The organism is Pannonibacter sp. CBAS1226 (assembly GCF_055685825.1).
Genome location: NZ_JBVOUO010000007.1, coordinates 145,141 through 162,738, shown reverse-complemented (window position 1 = coordinate 162,738; position 17,598 = coordinate 145,141). Strand labels below are relative to the sequence as shown.

Genomic DNA, 17,598 nt, shown 5'->3' with positions numbered 1-17,598 from the left:
GGGAGGCTATGCCGCGACCGGCCCCACATAGCGCGAGGCGGGGCGGATGAGGCGGCCAGTGGCGCGCTGCTCGGCCACATGGCCGCACCAGCCGATGGCCCGGCCCACGGCGAACAGGGGCGTGAACAGGCTGCGGTCGATGCCCGCCGCTTCCAGCATCACGGCGGTGTAATACTCCACATTGGTCTGCAGGGGCCGGTCCGGCTTGTGCCGGGCGAGTGCGGCAAGCGCTGCCTGCTCAACCCCTTGCGCCAGGATCAGCCGTCCGGCGTTGGAGGGCAGTTCCGCAAGACCTGCCTTCAGCACATCGGCGCGCGGGTCGCGGGTGCGGTAGATGCGGTGGCCGAAGCCCATCAGCCGCTTGCCGTCTTTCAACGCCCGTTCGATCCAGCGCTCCGCCCGGTCCGAGGTGCCGATGGCATCGAGCATGTCCAGCACCGGTCCCGGCGCGCCGCCATGCAGCGGGCCCTTCAGGGCTCCCATGGCGCCGATGACGGCAGAAGCCATGTCCGCGCCCGTCGAGGCAATGACGCGGGCGGTGAAGGTGGAGGCGTTGAAGCCGTGATCGAGAATGGTCACGAGATAGCGGTCGACCGCTGCCGCCGCCCGTGCATCCGGCGCCTTGCGCGTCAGCATGCGCAGCATGTCTTCCGAGCTGCGCAGGCCAAGATCGGGCATCACCGGGGCAAGGCCCTGGCTGATCCGCCAGCCTGCGGCCAGAAACACCGGCAGGCTGCCGCACAGCACCACGGGATCTTCGTCCGCCCCTTCGCTGGCCAGTGCAGAAAGCCCCAGCCGCATCAGCTCATAGGTGCCGAGCTTCGGCGAGGCGGCCTGCAGCACGGGCAGGGCGCGGGCCGCCGTGGCACGGGCCTCGGCAAAGCGGGCCGTCAGCTCCGCGCCGCGCGGCACGCGCAGGATATCGGCCCAGAAGAAGCTGGCTGCTTCTTCATAGCTGAGCTTTCCGGCGAGGTCTTCGATGGGTCTGCCGCGCAGCACCAGCCGTCCGCCTTCGCCGTCCACTTCACTGAGGATCGTGGCGGCAGCGGTGATGCCATCTAGGCCTTCGGCCTGTGCGCCGGTGAAAACCGGGTTGGGGTAAGCGAGCGTCATGGAAAAACTCCCTCCTTTGCCGTCTGAACGGCATGAAAGGAGGAATGCTTGATGTGGTCAATATTGATAGATACAATCAATATATGAGCCAGCCGCTTTATCTCTCCGCCCGCGAGGCCGTCGCCGAACTCGGCATCCAGCCGGCCACCCTCTATGCCTATGTCAGCCGGGGCCTGATCCGCTCCGTGCCGGGGCCGGGCAAGCAGAAACGCTATGATGCCAGCGACATCCGCAAACTGCTGGTGCAGCGCGACAAGCCCGAGCCGCAGGGCGGGGCAAGGCCGCTGTCCGGGGATCCGGTGCTGGAAACCCGGCTCACCCACATTGGCGAGGATGGGCCCTGGTACCGGGGGCACAGGGCGACCGATCTTGCCAAGAGCCTGACGCTGGAAGCCACTGCGGCTCTGCTCTGGGACTGCGAGGAGGACCCTTTCGCCGGGACGGTCAGCATGCGGCTGCCGCTTTTTCCGGACGGGATGGGTGCAGTGGAAAGGCTGATGACGGCGCTGGCCGCCTGGCCCGTGTCTGATCCTTCCGCCTATACCCGCTCGCCGCAATTGCTGCTGCGCAAGGGGGCCGCTTTCGTGCGGGTTGCTGCGGCGGCGCTGCTGGGCCGGGCGGAGGTTTCGAGCCTGCCGGTGCATGAGCAACTGGCGGAGTGCTGGCTGGTGTCTGGCCGTTCCGGTGCCGGGGGAGTTTCAGCTGCAGACGGCGCGGATCTGATCCGGGCCGCGCTCGTCCTCTCCGCCGATCATGAGCTCAACACCAGCGCCTTCACCGTGCGCTGCGCCGCCTCCACCCGTGCGCCCCTGCATGCGGCGCTGATTGCAGGGGCTGGCGCCTTCACTGGACCCCGGCACGGGGCGGCGTCAGACCGGGTGGGGCTGTGGTTCGATCAGATCCATTCAGCAGCGGATGCAGAAGCAGTGCTGCACGAGCGGCTGATGCTGGGAGAGCCGCTGCATGGGTTCGGCCATTCGGTTTATCGCAGCAAGGATCCGCGCGGAGACATGCTGCTGGACATGCTGAAGGCGAAGAAGGGTGGCGGTCCTGCGGCGGAACTGGCGGCCATCGTCATCGATCTGGCGCGCGATCTGTTCGGTCTGGAGCCGAATATCGATTTTGCCTTCGCCGTGCTGCGCCGCGCCCTCGGTCTGCCGCCGCAGGCAGGCAAGACCATCTTCTGCGCCGGGCGCATGGTGGGCTGGATAGCCCATGCGCTGGAGCAATATGCCGCTCCCGAGCAGATCCGCCCCCGCGCCATCTACACCGGCGAACGCCCGCGCAAATGAGAGCGGCCCCGTCCATGGACGGAGCCGCGCCATGCCGTTTCAGGGTCCGGCTTCAGACGATGCTGCCGAGCTTCATGGCAACGGCCATGTTGCCCTCGACCTTGATCTTGCCGGTCATGAAGGCCATCGTCGGGTTCAGCTCACCAGCCAGAAGATCGGCGAGGTTATCCGACGAGATCTTGATGGTGCAGTCGGCGTCCTTGTCCTCGTTGGTGACGGTCGAGCCGTCGAGGAAGATGACGCCATCGCTGCCGCAATCAAACTTCACGGTGTCGTCGATGCCGCCGCCAGCCACTTTTGCACGTACGGCTTCGGTCAGTTCCTGCAGGCTCATTCGTTCCATCTCCCGTGGCGCAGGGCAAATCTTCGCCCTGCCGTTAAAGTCATGAGGCTTCAATTTCCTCTGCGCTGACCCAAGCATACCGTTTACGTAATCGTCAAGTGGGCAATCGGCCAGCGGAAACGACTATGCCACGGCAATGTTGCAAAAGGCTCAAGGCTTCCAGCGCTTCAGCAGGCCCGCGTTGGTGACAACGGAAACCGAACTGAGCGCCATCGCTGCCCCGGCAAAGGCCGGTGACAGCATGCCAAAGGCCGCCAGCGGAATGCCGATGACATTGTAGGCGAAGGCCCAGAACAGGTTCTGCCGGATCTTCGTAAGCGTTGCCTTGGAAACGCGCACAGCCGCCGCCACCATCAGCGGGTCCGAGCGCATCAGCGTGATGCCGGCAGCCTCCATGGCCACGTCAACGCCCGAACCCATGGCAATGCCGATGTCGGCGGCAGCAAGCGCTGGCGCATCATTCAGCCCGTCGCCCACCATGCCGACGGCGCCGCCAGCTTCCGCACGCAGGGCCTCGATTGCCTTGGCCTTGCCATCCGGGCGCACGCCTGCGCGCACCTCGTCAAGACCGGTTTCAGCGGCCACCTTGCGGGCAACGGTCTCGCTGTCGCCGGTGATCATCACCGTGCGGATGCCCATCTCCCGCAGTTCCTGGATCGCTTGCGCCGAGGTGTCACGCAGCGTGTCGGAAAAGGCGATGACGCCGACGGCACGGCCATCCAGGGCGGCAAGAACGCTGGTCTTGCCTTCGCTCTCCAGCGACTTGCGGATGGAGTCTGCGGTCATGCTCTCCACCTTCAGCCGGTCCATCAGGGTCCGGTTGCCGATCACCAGCGAATGCCCGCCCAGCATGGCGGCAATGCCTTCGCCCGGCACGGCCTCGAACTCATCCGGAGTGGACAGCGGCAGGCCCTTGGCCCTGGCTGCCTCCACCATGGCCCGGGCCAGCGGATGTTCGCTGGCGAGCTGCGCAGAGGCGGCGGCGGCCAGCAGGCCGTCATTGTCCCGGTCAAAGGCGATGACATCGGTGACGGCAGGGGCGCCGCGTGTCAGCGTGCCGGTCTTGTCGAAGGCCACGAGCTTCAGCCGGTGCGCCACTTCCAGCGCTTCGATGTCGCGGATGAGAATGCCGGCCCGCGCCGCAGCGCCTGTTCCAGCCACAAGGGCCGTGGGGGTAGCAAGGCCCAGGGCGCAGGGACAGGCGATGACGAGCACGGCCACACTGGCGCCAATGGCCGCATCAAGGCTGCCGCCCCAGATCATCCATCCGGCAAAGGTGAGAAGGGCGAAGACGATGATCACCGGCACGAAAATCGCCGACACCTTGTCGACAAGCTTCTGCACCGGCGCCTTGCGCCCTTGCGCTGTCTCGACCAGCTTGATGATGCGGGCAAGGACGGTTTCTTCACCCAGCGCCAGCACTTCAACCGTCAGAGCACCGGAGCCGTTGATGGTGCCAGCGGTGACGTGGTCGCCGGCAGAACGGGTCACGGGCAGGCTTTCGCCGGTGATCAGCGTTTCGTCCAGCTCGCTCTTGCCCTTCTCGATCTGGCCGTCCACCGGCACTCTTTCGCCGGGGCGCACCAGCACCCGGTCGCCCAGGCGGATCTCGGTGATGGGAACGGTGGTGACCGTATCGCCGTCAATCTTGTTGGCGGTTTCCGGCCGCAGCGCCATCAGCGCCCGCACGGCGGCAGAGGTGGCGCGGCGGGCGCGGTTTTCCAGCAGCTTGCCGAGCAGAACCAGCGTCAGGATCACCATGGACGCTTCGAAATAAAGATGCTCCACGCCAGAGGGATCCGGCACGAAGACCCGGTAAAGGCTGTAGCCATAGGCGGCGGACGTGCCGAGGGCGACCAGCACATCCATGTTGGCACCGCCCGAAAGCACGGCCTTGAAGGCGCCCCGGTAGAAGCGGGCGCCCAGCAGGATTTGCACCGGGGTTGCCAGCAGCAGCTGCACCAGCCCGGGGATCATCCAGTGGATGCCGAAAGGCATCAGCGCCATGGAAATGACCAGCGGCAGGGAAAACGCAGCACCCATCACGAACAGCAGGAAGGCCTTGCGGTCTTCCGCCCGCGCGGCGGCTTCTGCCTTCTCGCGCTCTGCCCGGGCCTTGGCGGCTTCATCCTCATGCAGGCGGGCAGAAAAACCGGCCTTTTCCACGGCGGCAATCAGGTCCGGCACGGGAATGTCCCGCACCAGCGCCAGCCGGGCATTTTCCAGGGCAAGGTTCACATTGGCTTCCGCCACCCCGTCGACGGCGGACAGGGAGCGCTGCAGGCGCGCGGCACAGCTGCCGCAGGTCATGCCGGAGATGTCGAGCGTCAGTTCGCGGGCGCTCGAAGAGCTTGCGGATCGCATGCCGGTTACTCCTCCCGCAGCCGGGCAGGGAAACCGGCATTTTCCAGCACGGCAACCAGTTCCGGCACGGGCACATTCTTTGTGACCGTTACGGCCGCGCTTTTTGCGGCGAGATCGACGCTCGCCGCCGAGACGCCATCGACGCCGGTCAAGAGCCGCTGCACGCTCGCGGCACAGCCGCCGCAGGTCATGCCGGAAACGTCGAGCATCAGCTGGCGGGGGCTGGAAAGGTCTGCGGATGTCATGGCTGCCTGGTCCTTATGCCTGCACCGGGCCATCGCTTTTGCGGGGCCGGTGTCTTGAATCGCGGGATCTTGCCCAAAATAGGGCTTCCAGCTGCTGGAAGGTCAAGGGTTGTTGCGATGCAGCATATTTCGGCAGGTTGCGAGCCTTTTTGCTCAATATTTCCTCAATTTGAGGCTTTAATTTATTGTGCAACGCGGTAACATCATCTTGTGGAATTTAAGTAGGCTCGGCGTATTTGAGGGCCAGATTTTAGTCCAAGTCATTGAACGGGCGTTAAGTGTTGGGGGGAGGCCATATGCTTCCCCCCTTTTTTCGCGCTGCTGCCGCCTGGCCAAAGTCAGTCCGCAATCAGGCCGCAATCAGGCCGGACAAAGTGCCGCAGGCCGGTTATTGCCGCCGGATGAAGCGGAACAGGAACTGGTCATCGGCCCGCTGCTCCACATGGAACCGGTTTGAGACACCCCAGGCCAGCTTCTGCTGATGCAGCGGGATATAGGCCGCATCCCCGTTGAGCAGGGTGTAGATCTGCGCGGTGATGTCCGCACGCCGGTCCTTGTCTTCCTCGCTGGCAAGCTGGCGGATCAGGGCATCTGCCTGCTCGTTGCAGTAGCCGCCGATGTTGAAGGCGCCTTCGCCCGTGGCCGTATTCCGGCACATGGCAACCGCCTGCAGCAGGCTGAGGCTGTCGAAGTCGGCCGGAGTCCACCCAAACAGATAGAAGGAAGTGTCATAGCCGCCGGTGGGCAGGATGCGCCCGAAGTATTTCGCCTTCGGCTGGATGTCCGCGCGGGTCCTGATGCCAACCTTCGAGAGCATGGCCGCAACAGCCTCACAGATGCTGGCGTCGTTGACATAGCGGTCATTCGGGCAGTCGAGCGTCAGGGCAAAGCCGTCCGGGTAGCCCGCCTCAGCCAGCAGGCGCCGGGAGGCCTCCGGATCGTAGGGCAGGCGCGTAAACTCCCCTGCGCGGGCAAACAGCGCCGGGCTGACGAGAAGGGCGGCAGGTTCGGCTGTGCCGCGCATGATCTTGCTGGTGATGGCGCCAGTGTCGATCGCCTGATAGACGGCCTTGCGCACGCGCACATCCTTGAACGGGTTGCTGCCCTTCACATCGGAGTAAAGCAACTCGTCACGGCTTTGATCGAGGCCCAGAAACAGCGTGCGCAGTTCCGGTCCGCTGAGCACCTGGGTGGACGGGCTCTGGTCCACCCGCGCGATATCCTGCACCGGCACCGGATAGATCATGTCCAGTTCGCCGGAGAGAAGCGCGGCAACGCGGGTGGGGCCGGATGTGACGGCGGAAAACTCCACCCGGTCCGGCAGGCCGTCCGTGGCATCCCACCAGTCGGGGTTCTTGCCGTAGACGGTTTTCAGGCCTGGCTCGTGGCTGATGATCCGGTAGGGGCCGGTGCCGTTGGCCTTGAGGGCAGCAGCGCCCGGCGCCGCGCTGGACGCCGAGGTAACCGGAACGGCGCCGTTTGCCTCCGTCCATTCCTTGTCCATGATGTACCAGGTTTCCCATTCGGCGGGCAGCGCCGGGGCAGGGGACGTGAGATGGAAGTCGATGGTATGGCTGTCAACGGCCACCACTTCCGTGCCTGCGGGCAGCCGTGTGCCCACGTCAGACCCTTGCGACCGGACGCGTGTGGCGGAGAACACCACGTCATCTGCCGTCAGCGTGCCGCCGTCGTGAAAGCGCACATCCTTGCGCAGGTGAAAGCGCCAGTGGACCGGGCTCAGCATCTCCCAGCGTTCGGCGAGCGCGGGCTCCAGCTCCAGCTTCGCGTTCCGCCGCACCAGCCCCTCATAGACATTGCCGAGGGCGGAGAGGGAGAAGGTCTCATTGAGGGAATAGGGATCAAGGCTGTTCAGCCCGCCCTGATAGGCATAGCGGAATGTGACCGGTTCCGCATGGAGAAGAGTTGCAGAGGCGGCTAACAAGCCGCCTGCGAGAAACTGTCTGAAGATCATGGGTGCCCCGCCCGTGTCCTGTTCTGCCTGCCCGTCCCAATGGTCCGGGCCGCAGATAGTCGGGCGGGTCAGCTGGGTCTGGCGGCGTGTGTGCCGGTCATCCTATCATCGCAAGAGTGGTGCAGGCCGTCCAGAGCTAGAAATTTGTATTTCCTCGCTTTTCCTGTCCAGAATCCGGCATTTGACGCATCGGGAGTTTCAGGGCGGGAGGCGCCGGCATCGAAAGGCCCGGGATCAGGCAGCCTTGTTGCCGGCGAGGGCTCTCTGCAGCAGCGCCAGGTTCTCCACGCAGGCCACTTCCAGTGGTTCCTTCCGCCCGCGGATCGGCACCTGATGGAAGGGGCGCAGCGGTTCCAGCCACAGGCCCGAGGCGTCCAGAATGTCGCGCGAGACGGCGCAGGTGGCGTTGTGCTCCTTGGCAACGCCTTCCAGCCGGCTGGCGACATTGACCACATCGCCAAGGGCTGTCAGGCCCGAGGCTACGCCGTTGCGCCCGTCAAGGCCGATACGGCCCAGGATGGCCGGGCCGCCATGCAGGCCGACGGCAATCCGCAAGGGACCACTGAGCTGCGATGCAAGATCCCGGTTCACATGCTTGAGTTCGGCCGACAGGCTGACAATGGCCTGCAGCGCATCCCGTGAGCCCTGCTCAAGGGTGCTTTCAATGCCGAACAGGGCCATGATGCCGTCGCCCATCACCTTGTCGATCATGCCATTGTGGCTGCGGATGACACGCACAACGCTGTCGACATAGCGGTTGAGGATGAAGACCACATCGAAGGGAAGCCTGCCTTCGCTCAAGGCCGTGAAGCCGCGCAGATCGACGAACATCACTGCCACCGGCTGTTCTGTACCCCAGCGGTAGCGGTCCTGCAGGCCTTCGCGGGGAATGGCCCTGCCGCCATGGAGCAGGGGGCGGACGACCAGATCCGTCTCCGGCCGGATCTGGCAGGCGAGACGGACATTCTTGCCCGCGTGTATGCGCTTGAGCACATGCGCCTCAGTCTCCCCGGGCGCATGCAGTTCCGCGTTGCCGGAGACGATGAGCGTGCGGCAGGTGGAACAGCGGGCACGGCCGCCGCAGACGGACATGACCGGTACGCCGCGCATGCGGCTGATCTCGAGCAGGGTTGGACCGGGTCTGGCGCGGACGGTCTTTTCACCCAGATAGTGCACGGTGAAAGCCTTGCGCCCGGCCGGCGCCAGCTGGCGGACCAGCGAGATGATCAGAACCAGCAGCAGAAGCGAAAAGAACACCACACGGCTGATATCGGTATAGACCTGCAGCTGGGCGGTCTGTTCCGCCGTGACCTTGAGCTGGTACTGGCCTTCCAGAACCAGCCGTCTTGCGCCATTGATCCAGCCCGTCAGCGACAGAACCGGGACAACTGCGGCCAGCGTCAGCAGCGTGCCGCTCCAGCGCGGATACCAGGGCTTCAGCCGCAGCCAGAAATGAATGCCGATGCAGCCATGCAGCCAGACGAGCATGAGCAGAAGGCTTTGCGTGACGCCGGCACCGGGCCAGAGCACCGACAGTTCATGCTGATAATCCATATAGGCGTGATAGACCTCGACTGCGCCGCGGGTCATGTAGATGTGCCGGATCAGCAGATAGGGAATGGACAGGCCCAGCAGGATCTGGATTGCCTCCCAGACGGGCATCCGGAAGGTGCGCCGCGCTGCGATGCGCCACAGGGCCAGCCCCACATGCACGGCCAGGGCGCCGTAAAGAGCCACTGTTCCGGGCCATGACCACCAGACGATGAGGCGCAGGTCCTGGCCCTTCTGCATCCAGTCCAGCGATATGTTGCCGAGGGCATGGTTGAGGAAATGGGTGCTGGCAAAGACAAAGAGGATCAGCCCGGAATAAAGCCGCAGCTGCTGCTGAAACGGGCCGTTGCCGGGCGGCGTGCGCATCTGCCGTGGTGCCATGGAACTGTCTCTTGAAACAGGGATTTGAGTAAATACACGTAAGCGGCCGCAGTTTGAGCCTGCGCGGGAAACATGCAAGCGGAATGATGCAAATTGCGGAATGCAGCAGCTGTTGAAGCAGGTCACCCGCATGGGCGCCATAGCCTGATAAATCTGCTATGAGGCCGTCAATGTCCATCAACGTGAAGTGAGGCTCGTATGATCGTCTATGGAATCAAGAACTGCGACACGGTGAAGAAGGCCCGCGCCTTTCTGGATGGGGCCGGTGTGGCCTACACCTTCCATGACTACAAGAAGGACGGCGCGGACGCAGAAAAGCTGACGCAGTTTGTCGAGGCCTTCGGCTGGGAGCAGGTTCTGAACCGCCGCGGCACCACCTGGCGCAAGCTGCCGGATGAGGTGCAGGATGCGGTCAAGGACAATGCCAGCGCCATCGCCCTGATGCTGGAGCACCCTTCCGCGATCAAGCGTCCGATTGCCGAAGCCAAGGGCCGCACCCTGCTCGGCTATGATCCGGTGGCCTGGGAAATGGCGCTGGAAATGGGCGAACTGGGCTGACACGGACGAGGGCTGGGGCTCCTAGGTCCCGGCCTGCTTACCGGTCTGCCTACCATGTCCTGCGGGGGCCGTTGTCGATGTGGTAGAAGCCGCTGGAGTAGCGCTTGTAGCCGCCGACCTCCGGCTGGGCCTTCAGGAAAGCCAGAACCTCTTGCGGGTTGCCGTTGACGCGGAAATCCACGGCGCGGCAATTGAGATGGTAGGAGTTGCTGGCGCCGCCCTTCCACCAGTTCTCCAGCCACCAGCGCTTGGTGGAGATCACCGTCACCCGTCCGAAACGGTCGGACAGGCGGTTGAGGACGCGCTTGAGATCGCGCGGAACGCACCATTTGGTGTCGTTGTAGATGACCTTGTCCGAGGACGGGGTCATCCAGCCAAGCCCGGTGATGCCTGACACCGTGCCGCACCCACTCAAGGACAGAGCGGCGGCAAGAAGGATGGCATGTGTGGACAGTCGGCGGGTCATGAATTCGGCCTTGCTGGGTCAGTGTCCCCTTGCCCCAAGACTCGGCCCCGAAAGTTAAAATTGTCATGAAAAACAAGGTTAACGTTTCATGTAGATGCCGCCGGCTGCATGCGTGCCTGGTGCTTTGCCCATGCAAAAGGCCCGGAAGCTTCAGGCTTCCGGGCCTTTTTCGTAACATCTGTCCGCTTAGGGCAGCTTCGGCTCTTCCACCTCGCCGCCCGTGGCGATCCAGCTCATGATGCCGTCCTGCACATTGGCCACCCTGGTCAGGCCTGCCTGTTCGGAAAGATACTTGGCCAGCATGCCGCTACGGTTGCCGGTGCGGCAGAGCAGGATGACTTCATCGTCCGGCGAATCGATGATCTTCTCCAGTTCCGGCCCGAAATCCGGGTTCACCTGACCGGCGGCGTCGAAGAAGGTGACAAGGTGCGAGCCGGGGATGATGCCGGTTTCGCGCCACTCGTCGGCGGTGCGGATGTCGATCACCGGAATGCCTGCGGCAATGCGGGCCTTCAGGGCGCCATTGTCCAGGTCGGTAAAGCTCTTGGCCTTCACGTCCAGCAGTTCGATCTCGAAGCGCAGGGTGGCATTGGGCGGAATGACGCCACCGGCGCCGCGCGGGCCATAGGCCAGTTCCGGGGGAATGACCAATTCGCGCTTGCCGCCCACTTTCATGCCGACGACGCCCTGCTCCCAGCCCGGGATGACGCGGCGCTCGCCCAGCGTGAAGCTGAAGGGCGTGCCACGGTCGACGCTGCTGTCGAACTTGGTGCCGTCCATCAGCCAGCCGGTGTAATGCACGAAGACCGTGTTGCCCACATCGGCCTCGGCTCCGGTGCCGATCTGAATATCCTTGATCTGCATTTCCTCAGCCTGAGTCTGTGCCGTCAGGGCAAGCATCAGCGAAAAGACTGCGGCCACAAGTGGCTTCAACATGACTGCCTCACGACTAACGCCGGGTCACGATGAACCGGCTCTTGGCCTGAACTGTTCAGACCCCGCCGCTCAAGTCAAGGGCGGGGCGCCTCCTGTGTCCGGCGCAAAGGCCTGCTGCCTCAGTCCTTCAAAGCGTAGTAGCGCCGCGTCAAAGCCCGCTGGCGGGTCAAGGAAAACAGCGCAGCTTTGGCGGGCGGGACATCATACTGGATGCCGGCATTGCAGCCCGACCGCCAGCGCAGGCTTGCGAGCGCCACGGTGTTTTCCAGTTCGTCAAAGAGGACGATTTCCTCCGGCAGGTCCACTTCGGCAGGCAGCTTCAGCCGGGCTCCTGCCGGTGACATGTCGCTGATCAGGCAGTCGCACAGGAACGTGTTGCTGCTGTCGGCAACCCGGCCCGCCCTGAGGCGTGTTCTCTGACGCTTGTGCCGGCGCGGTTCCGCCGGTTTGCTGAGCTGACGCAAGGGCTCATCTCCTCATGGCTCTTCTTCCCAGATGCAGGAGCGGCCTTGCGTCAGCCTTGCAGGCCGGGCTGGCCGCACCGGGCTGGCCGGGCCGCGCCGGCCGTTCAGGTCCGGGGAAACGGCGTTTCGGCGACCGGGGTCACCGGTTTGCCGGTGCTGAACCAGCTCTTGAGATTGTCGACCACAAGCTGTCCCATGGCATCGCGTGTGGCGACGGAGGCCGAGCCCACATGCGGCAGAAGCACAGCGTTCGGCAGATCCTGGAGGGCCTGCGGCACATGCGGCTCATGCTCGAACACGTCGAGGCCGGCCGCCATGATGGTGCCCTTCTTCAGCGCCTCGATCAGGGCCGTCTCATTGACCACCGAGCCGCGGCCGATGTTGATGAGAACGCCGTCCGGCCCCAGCACCTCCAGCACGCGCTCGCCCACCATATGCTGGGTTTCCGGGCCGCCGGGGGCGACGATCATCAGCGTGTCCACGGCTTCGGCCAGTGACACAAGGCTGGGATGGTATGTGTAGTCCACGCCCGCCTGCTGGGTGCGGCCGTGGTAATGCACGCTCATGCCGAAGGCCTCGGCGCGGGTGGCAATGGCCTTGCCGATGCGGCCAAGGCCGAAGATGCCAAGGGTGCGGCCGCGCAGGGTACCGGGCGTCAGGCGGTAGGCGCCTTTCTTCTCCCAGTTGCCATCCCGGAGCCAGCGCTCGGCGGCTGACAATTCGCGGATGGTCATGATCATCAGGCCGATGGCCGTGTCGGCGACTTCCTCGCTCAGCACGTCCGGCGTGTTGGTGACGATGATGCGGCGCGTGCCGCAGTGGCGTGCGTCCACCTTGTCATAGCCGACGCCGAAGTTGGAGACGATCTCCAGATTCGGGAAGCGGTCGATGAAGGGCTGGTCCACGTTGAAGAAGCTGACGGCAATGCCCCGGATGATGGCTTCGCGCTCCTTCAGGAACGCTTCCGCATCTTCGGCTTCATAAAGCTTGTGCAGGGTGAAATGCGGCTCGAGGCCGTCGATGATCATGTCCCGGAGCGGGGAGGGGATGAGAATGTCGGGCTTGCTCATGGCGTTTCCTTGGGCGTTTCCTTGGACGTTTTCCGTTGTTCTGCTGTTTGGGGCGTCAGGCGCTCATGCGCCGGCAGACCAGAGGCGGGAGAGATCGAAGGCATGAATGTCCTTCAGCAGCTCCACGAAGCCTGCCGCGGCATGGTCCAGCGAGGCCTTGCCCTTTTCCGCCGTGGCGCGGGCGGCATTGCCGACGGCGCCTGCCGGATTGAGATCCTGCGCCTTCCAGCCGAACTGCTGCTGGCCATGGCCGCGCAGATACTTGAACTCCTTGATGAAGTCCTGCTGGGTGGAGGGGAAATCGATGGCTTTGTCCATGCGCACCAGGCCGGGCTGCAGGTGCAGCATGATCGAGGTTTCGATGTCGCCGCCGTGGATGCCATAGGTGAATTCATCCGCAGGGAACAGGCCCTCCGGCTGGCCGAAGCGGGACCAGGCGGTGGCGGTGACCAGCATCTCGTGGCTGATGCGCAGCTCACGCGCCACGATGTCGATGATGGGCACGTTGCCGCCGTGGGAGTTGATCAGCACCAGCTTGCGGATGCCGGCGCGGGCGACGCTTTCGCCAATGTCGATCCAGGCGCGGGTCAGCGTGTCCCAGGAAATCGTCAGCGTGCCGGGCGAGGAAATATGCTCGTTCGACTTGCCGATCTGCTGCACGGGCAGGAAGGTGACCGGCAGGTCCTCGGGCAGAAGCTCCAGCGTGCGGGCGATCTGGCCCTCGGCAATTGCCGTGTCGGTCCATACCGGCAGATGCGGGCCATGCTGCTCGATGGCCGCCACCGGCAGGACGGCTATCCAGTTGCGTGTGTCGGAGCCGGAAAATTCGGCCGTGGTCATCTCATGCCAGAAACGGCGCGGCAGGGCGGGCATGTTGTGAAACCTTCTGAAGGAACGATCAGGACAGGATGGGCAGACTAGCCGGGCTGAAGCCCGCCGTCATGCCCCTTGTTGCGGCACGCGCAGGCTTGCCGATGCTCCGCCTCACGCAAATCTGATCAAATGACTTAACGCCCGTTAAGAAACCGGCAATCGGGGCGCGGTACCTTTTGCGGTATGGTGAGTGTGCTTGCAGGACTTTCCGCCGGCATTGGCTCCCGTGCCGATCCGGTGTCTGCTGCCATACGGGACGCCGCCCCTCAAGGTGAACGCGAGGGGCGGGACGATGCTGCACGCCGGAGTGCGGCCAGTACACAGGCCACGGCCGCTCTTTCGGGCGCCGCCCCGACGCTCCGCGCGGATGCGGTTCAGTTTCTTCAAGGATTGAACGAGGACGGCAGCAGCCTGCGCGATGTCCGCCGCAGCCGCAGCGCAGAGGGTGAAGAACCGCAGGCCCAATCTGCAACAGGCGCTCGCAGCGGCTCTGCCGGCGAAGAGGATACAGTTTCTGCCGGGGCGCAGCAGCGTGACGGGAGCGTCAGCGCTCAAGCTCCCCCTCCTGCCGGTGGTTCGCCCGCCGCGGAGGAGGGGGAAGGCACCGGCAGCGGCGGCACGGCCGGAGCGTCCGAGCTGACCGAGGAAGAGCAGAAGCAGGTCAAGGAGCTTCAGGCCCGCGACCGGGAAGTCCGGGCGCATGAGCAGGCCCATGCCCGGGTGGGCGGCGCCTATGCCGGTGCGCCCAGCTACACCTTCCAGCAGGGGCCGGACAAGAAGCGCTATGCCGTTGGCGGCGAGGTGCAGATCGACACTTCGAAGGAGCGCACGCCGGAAGCAACCGCCCGCAAGATGCAGATCGTCATCCGTGCTGCCCTGGCACCTGCCGAACCGTCTTCGCAGGATCTGCGCGTTGCCCAGCAGGCCCGCGCCAGCCTGCAGGAGGCCCAGGCTGAGATGCGGGCGCAGGCTGCAGAAGAACTGCGCGGCGGCGATGAGGCCGAAGGATCCGGCGATGCCGCACCGGCGGATGAACGGCGCCCTGCCAGAGTAGAAGCCCGTGAGGCGCCGCGTGAGGAAGACAGCCGCCGCGCCGACCGGGCTTCGGCCCGCACGGCCTATGAACAGGCCCGTTCCCTCTTTGGCGGTGGCGGCTCCAGTGCTCCGCCGGGGCTTGTGGCCTGAGCCGCGTCACCATATCTTCACTTGCAAGCGTCTGCCCGGTTGCCTAGTTAGCGGGCACCTCTATGCCGCTCCATTGCTGGCGGCTCCCTTTCAGGATCAGTTCCGATGTCTGCTATCCGCCGTGCGCGCCATGCTGTTGGCGTGGTTTTTTTCGTCATTGGCACCATGATCGGTGTGTGGGCTTCGCGTATCCCGGATATCAAGATCATCCTTGGCGTTGACGAGAGCGGCTTCGGCATGGTGCTGCTGGTGATGGCCTCGGGCGCCTTCATTTCCCTGCCGGTGACGGGCCGCATGGTCGATGTGTGGGGTGGCGCCCGCATGGCGAAGGTGGCTGTCGCCGTCACGCTGGCCCTGTTCGCCAGCCTTGCCTTCGGCACCTCCGTTGTGGTGATTGCGCCCCTTGCCTTCCTCTTCGGATTCTCGATGGGCTGCCTCGACGTGTCGATGAATGCCTGGGGCGTCGAGGTGGAACAGGCGCTGGGCCGCCCGGTCATGTCCTCCTATCACGGGCTTTACAGCCTCGGTGCGGGCGTTGGTGCCGGAGTGGGGGCGGTTGCCCTCAAGCTGGATCTGACGGTGCCGCAGCATTTTCTGGGCTGGAGCGTGCTGCTGCTGGCCGTGGTCCTGTGGGTCCACCGCACGCCATGGGTATCCGAGCGGGCGGCAAAGGGCAGCGAAAAGGCGCCGCTCTTCGCCATTCCGCGTGGCGCGCTGTTCTTTGCCGGCATCATGGCGCTGGTGGCGGCGCTGGCCGAAGGCGCCATCACCGACTGGGCCGCGCTCTATCAGATCCAGGAACTGGGCTTTGACAGTTCGACGGCTGCGGTCGGCTTTGCCGTGTTCTCCGTGGCCATGGTGGTGATGCGCCTGTCCGGTGATCAGCTGATCGCCCGCTTCGGCCCGGTGCCGGTGGCGCGGATCAGCGGCCTTGCGGCGGTGAGTGGCGCTGCGCTTCTGGTCATGGGTGGACCTGTCTGGGTGATCTGGACCGCATGCCTGATCATGGGTCTCGGCAATGCGGTCATCTTCCCGCTTGCCATGTCGCGCGCTGCGGCAGAACCCGGCACCTCCAAGGGGGCGGCGCTGGCCTCCGTCGCCACGCTCGGCTATGGCGCCTTTCTCTTCGGCCCGCCGGTGCTGGGCTTCATCGGCCATGCCCTGTCGCTGCGCACATCCTTCCTTGTGGTGGCCCTGCTGGCCCTGCTGATCCCGCTTCTGGCTGGAACGCTGAAGGTCAACCGCGAGGCCTAAAGGACTGCGCACGGCGGTGCCATTCCCGAGGCCGTCACCCCGGCCTTCGAGCCGGGGTCTACTCGCTACGCTTCGCCCGGGGCGACGCCGAGGCAAGGGGCGGAGCCCGTTACAAGCGCGGCGTTGCGCCTATGCCTTACAAGCCTTCCAGAAACCGCTTTGCCGCCTCGCCGTGCTCGTGGCGCAGGCGGGCGGTGTCGACGCCGTGCGGCTGGCCGTCCGTCACCTGCCATGTGCCGCCCACCATCACCCGGTCGGCGGCATGGGCGCCGCAGAGGATGAGGGCGGCCAGCGGATCGCCGGCGCCGGAAAAGCGCAGCTCATCCAGCGTGTAGAAGGCAAGGTCGGCCATCAGCCCCACCTTGATGGCGCCGATGTCATCGCGGCCAAGGCAGCGGGCGGAGCCTTCCGTTGCCCAGCGGAACACGTCGTGATGGGTGACCGAGGCCGCATCATAGGTGAGGCGGTTGATCATCAGCGCGTGACGCAGGCCTTCCATCAGGTTGGAATTGTCGTTGGAGGCCGAGCCATCGACGCCAAGGCCAACGGGTGACCCGGCCGCTTCCAGCTCCTTCGTGCGGCACTGGCCGGAGGCCAGCACCATGTTGGAGGTGGGGCAGTGGCACACGCCGACACAGGCATGGCCGAGGCGCTTCACCTCGTCATCGGTGAAGTGGATGCCGTGGGCCAGCCACACCCGGTCCGTCAGCCAGCCGCAGTCCTCCAGATAATCCACCGGGCGGCAGCTGAATTTCTCGACGCAATAGCTGTTCTCGTCGTGGGTCTCGCCCAGATGGGTGTGCAGGCGGCAGTCGAAACGCTCGGCGAGCGCCGTGCTTTCGCGCATCAACTCCCGCGTCACCGAGAAGGGCGAGCAGGGCGACAGCGCCACCTGCAGCATCGAGCCCTTCGAGCGGTCGTGGAACTTTGACAGCACCCGCTCGCAGTCGGCGAGGATCTCGTCCTGATCCTGCACCACGCTGTCCGGCGGCAGGCCGCCGTCCTTCTGGCTGAGGTTCATGGAGCCACGCGTGAGCGTCATGCGGATGCCGAGGCGTTCGGCCTCTTCGGCCTGTATGTCCATCGCCGCCTCAAGGCCTGTGGGGTAGACATAATGGTGGTCGGAGGCCGTGGTGCAGCCGGACATCAGAAGCTCCGTCAGCGCCAGCCGGGTGCCAAGGCGGAAGGTTTCCGGCGTCACATTGCGCGCCCAGATGGGGTAGAGCGCCTGCAGCCAGGGAAAAAGTTCCTTGTTGATCGCCTGCGGATGGGCGCGGGTCAGCGTCTGGTAGAAGTGGTGATGGGTGTTGATGAGGCCGGGGATGACCACGTGCCGCGAGGCATCAAAGGTGGCCTGAACCGGCAGCATGGGCTCGCGGCCCCGGCCCACCAGTTCCACGATAATGCCGTCTTCCACGACGATGCCCCGTTCCGCCCCTTCGGAGAGAATGGCAATCGGGTCCTTGATCCACAAACGCATGTCCGGTCTGGTCCTTCTGAAGCTGGACCTGCGGGCTTGGATGGCAGGCAC

At 64.9% G+C, this 17,598-nt stretch carries 16 protein-coding genes; 4 read left to right on the top strand and 12 right to left on the bottom strand.

Annotation, left to right across the window (positions count from 1 at the left end; all coding sequences use genetic code 11):
- Positions 1-6 precede the first annotated feature (6 nt).
- The gene (locus AC0CMF_RS19115) at positions 7-1,113 is read right to left on the bottom strand and encodes a citrate synthase (protein WP_374629530.1); all 1,107 of its coding nucleotides are present in this window, start codon (positions 1,111-1,113) and stop codon (positions 7-9) included.
- An 83-nt stretch (positions 1,114-1,196) separates the two neighbouring features.
- Between AC0CMF_RS19115 and AC0CMF_RS19110 the strand changes: the two genes are divergently transcribed.
- Positions 1,197-2,405, top strand: coding sequence for a citrate/2-methylcitrate synthase (locus tag AC0CMF_RS19110; protein WP_374629529.1), 1,209 nt, complete (start codon positions 1,197-1,199; stop codon positions 2,403-2,405).
- A 52-nt stretch (positions 2,406-2,457) separates the two neighbouring features.
- Here AC0CMF_RS19110 and AC0CMF_RS19105 read toward each other — a convergent pair whose 3' ends face one another.
- The 5 genes from AC0CMF_RS19105 to AC0CMF_RS19085 form a co-directional block, all read right to left on the bottom strand.
- A complete protein-coding gene (locus tag AC0CMF_RS19105; protein WP_019964911.1) occupies positions 2,458-2,739 on the bottom strand; it encodes an SCP2 sterol-binding domain-containing protein in 282 nt (93 codons plus the stop codon).
- Between the two features lie 159 nt (positions 2,740-2,898).
- The gene (locus tag AC0CMF_RS19100) at positions 2,899-5,112 is read right to left on the bottom strand and encodes a heavy metal translocating P-type ATPase (RefSeq protein WP_374629528.1); all 2,214 of its coding nucleotides are present in this window, start codon (positions 5,110-5,112) and stop codon (positions 2,899-2,901) included.
- A gap of 5 nt (positions 5,113-5,117) precedes the next feature.
- Entirely contained in the window at positions 5,118-5,357 is a 240-nt protein-coding gene (locus tag AC0CMF_RS19095) for a heavy-metal-associated domain-containing protein (protein WP_026355779.1), read from the bottom strand.
- Positions 5,358-5,745: 388 nt separating this feature from the next.
- Entirely contained in the window at positions 5,746-7,329 is a 1,584-nt protein-coding gene (locus AC0CMF_RS19090) for an ABC transporter substrate-binding protein (protein ID WP_374629527.1), read from the bottom strand.
- Positions 7,330-7,563: 234 nt separating this feature from the next.
- Entirely contained in the window at positions 7,564-9,261 is a 1,698-nt protein-coding gene (locus AC0CMF_RS19085) for an adenylate/guanylate cyclase domain-containing protein (RefSeq protein WP_374629526.1), read from the bottom strand.
- Positions 9,262-9,459: 198 nt separating this feature from the next.
- Between AC0CMF_RS19085 and AC0CMF_RS19080 the strand changes: the two genes are divergently transcribed.
- A complete protein-coding gene (locus AC0CMF_RS19080) occupies positions 9,460-9,819 on the top strand; it encodes an ArsC family reductase (RefSeq protein ID WP_050472363.1) in 360 nt (119 codons plus the stop codon).
- Positions 9,820-9,868: 49 nt separating this feature from the next.
- Here AC0CMF_RS19080 and AC0CMF_RS19075 read toward each other — a convergent pair whose 3' ends face one another.
- The 5 genes from AC0CMF_RS19075 to AC0CMF_RS19055 all read right to left on the bottom strand — a co-directional run bounded on the left by AC0CMF_RS19075 (position 9,869) and on the right by AC0CMF_RS19055 (position 13,628).
- The gene (locus AC0CMF_RS19075; protein WP_050472364.1) at positions 9,869-10,285 is read right to left on the bottom strand and encodes a YcbK family protein; all 417 of its coding nucleotides are present in this window, start codon (positions 10,283-10,285) and stop codon (positions 9,869-9,871) included.
- A gap of 186 nt (positions 10,286-10,471) precedes the next feature.
- Positions 10,472-11,221, bottom strand: coding sequence for an FKBP-type peptidyl-prolyl cis-trans isomerase (locus AC0CMF_RS19070; RefSeq protein WP_058898711.1), 750 nt, complete (start codon positions 11,219-11,221; stop codon positions 10,472-10,474).
- 119 nt (positions 11,222-11,340) lie between these two features.
- The gene (locus AC0CMF_RS19065; protein WP_050472366.1) at positions 11,341-11,685 is read right to left on the bottom strand and encodes a pilus assembly protein PilZ; all 345 of its coding nucleotides are present in this window, start codon (positions 11,683-11,685) and stop codon (positions 11,341-11,343) included.
- A gap of 104 nt (positions 11,686-11,789) precedes the next feature.
- Positions 11,790-12,755: a 2-hydroxyacid dehydrogenase gene (locus AC0CMF_RS19060; RefSeq protein ID WP_374629524.1), complete on the bottom strand. Its 966-nt coding sequence runs from the start codon at positions 12,753-12,755 to the stop codon at positions 11,790-11,792.
- Between the two features lie 63 nt (positions 12,756-12,818).
- A complete protein-coding gene (locus tag AC0CMF_RS19055; RefSeq protein ID WP_058898713.1) occupies positions 12,819-13,628 on the bottom strand; it encodes a creatininase family protein in 810 nt (269 codons plus the stop codon).
- Positions 13,629-13,811: 183 nt separating this feature from the next.
- On the opposite strand from AC0CMF_RS19055, the gene AC0CMF_RS19050 reads away from it, so the two are divergent.
- Positions 13,812-14,813 carry a putative metalloprotease CJM1_0395 family protein gene (locus tag AC0CMF_RS19050; protein WP_374629523.1) on the top strand — a complete coding sequence of 334 codons (1,002 nt, stop codon included), beginning with the start codon at positions 13,812-13,814 and terminating at the stop codon, positions 14,811-14,813.
- Between the two features lie 105 nt (positions 14,814-14,918).
- Positions 14,919-16,067, top strand: a complete 1,149-nt coding sequence (locus AC0CMF_RS19045) for an MFS transporter (protein ID WP_050472370.1) — start codon at positions 14,919-14,921, stop codon at positions 16,065-16,067.
- 136 nt (positions 16,068-16,203) lie between these two features.
- On the opposite strand, the gene AC0CMF_RS19040 is transcribed toward AC0CMF_RS19045, so the two are convergent.
- Positions 16,204-17,547, bottom strand: coding sequence for an 8-oxoguanine deaminase (locus tag AC0CMF_RS19040; RefSeq protein WP_374629522.1), 1,344 nt, complete (start codon positions 17,545-17,547; stop codon positions 16,204-16,206).
- Between the last annotated feature and the right edge of the window lie 51 nt (positions 17,548-17,598).

Coding starts and splice junctions, on each gene's coding strand:
- AC0CMF_RS19055 (WP_058898713.1), bottom strand. CDS start 13,628: ATGCCCGCCCTGCCGCGCCGTTTCTGGCATGAGATGACCACGGCCGAA.
- AC0CMF_RS19060 (WP_374629524.1), bottom strand. CDS start 12,755: ATGAGCAAGCCCGACATTCTCATCCCCTCCCCGCTCCGGGACATGATC.
- AC0CMF_RS19045 (WP_050472370.1), top strand. CDS start 14,919: ATGTCTGCTATCCGCCGTGCGCGCCATGCTGTTGGCGTGGTTTTTTTC.
- AC0CMF_RS19110 (WP_374629529.1), top strand. CDS start 1,197: ATGAGCCAGCCGCTTTATCTCTCCGCCCGCGAGGCCGTCGCCGAACTC.
- AC0CMF_RS19095 (WP_026355779.1), bottom strand. CDS start 5,357: ATGACATCCGCAGACCTTTCCAGCCCCCGCCAGCTGATGCTCGACGTT.
- AC0CMF_RS19090 (WP_374629527.1), bottom strand. CDS start 7,329: ATGATCTTCAGACAGTTTCTCGCAGGCGGCTTGTTAGCCGCCTCTGCA.
- AC0CMF_RS19100 (WP_374629528.1), bottom strand. CDS start 5,112: ATGCGATCCGCAAGCTCTTCGAGCGCCCGCGAACTGACGCTCGACATC.
- AC0CMF_RS19105 (WP_019964911.1), bottom strand. CDS start 2,739: ATGAGCCTGCAGGAACTGACCGAAGCCGTACGTGCAAAAGTGGCTGGC.
- AC0CMF_RS19075 (WP_050472364.1), bottom strand. CDS start 10,285: ATGACCCGCCGACTGTCCACACATGCCATCCTTCTTGCCGCCGCTCTG.
- AC0CMF_RS19115 (WP_374629530.1), bottom strand. CDS start 1,113: ATGACGCTCGCTTACCCCAACCCGGTTTTCACCGGCGCACAGGCCGAA.
- AC0CMF_RS19070 (WP_058898711.1), bottom strand. CDS start 11,221: ATGTTGAAGCCACTTGTGGCCGCAGTCTTTTCGCTGATGCTTGCCCTG.
- AC0CMF_RS19050 (WP_374629523.1), top strand. CDS start 13,812: ATGGTGAGTGTGCTTGCAGGACTTTCCGCCGGCATTGGCTCCCGTGCC.
- AC0CMF_RS19085 (WP_374629526.1), bottom strand. CDS start 9,261: ATGGCACCACGGCAGATGCGCACGCCGCCCGGCAACGGCCCGTTTCAG.
- AC0CMF_RS19080 (WP_050472363.1), top strand. CDS start 9,460: ATGATCGTCTATGGAATCAAGAACTGCGACACGGTGAAGAAGGCCCGC.
- AC0CMF_RS19040 (WP_374629522.1), bottom strand. CDS start 17,547: ATGCGTTTGTGGATCAAGGACCCGATTGCCATTCTCTCCGAAGGGGCG.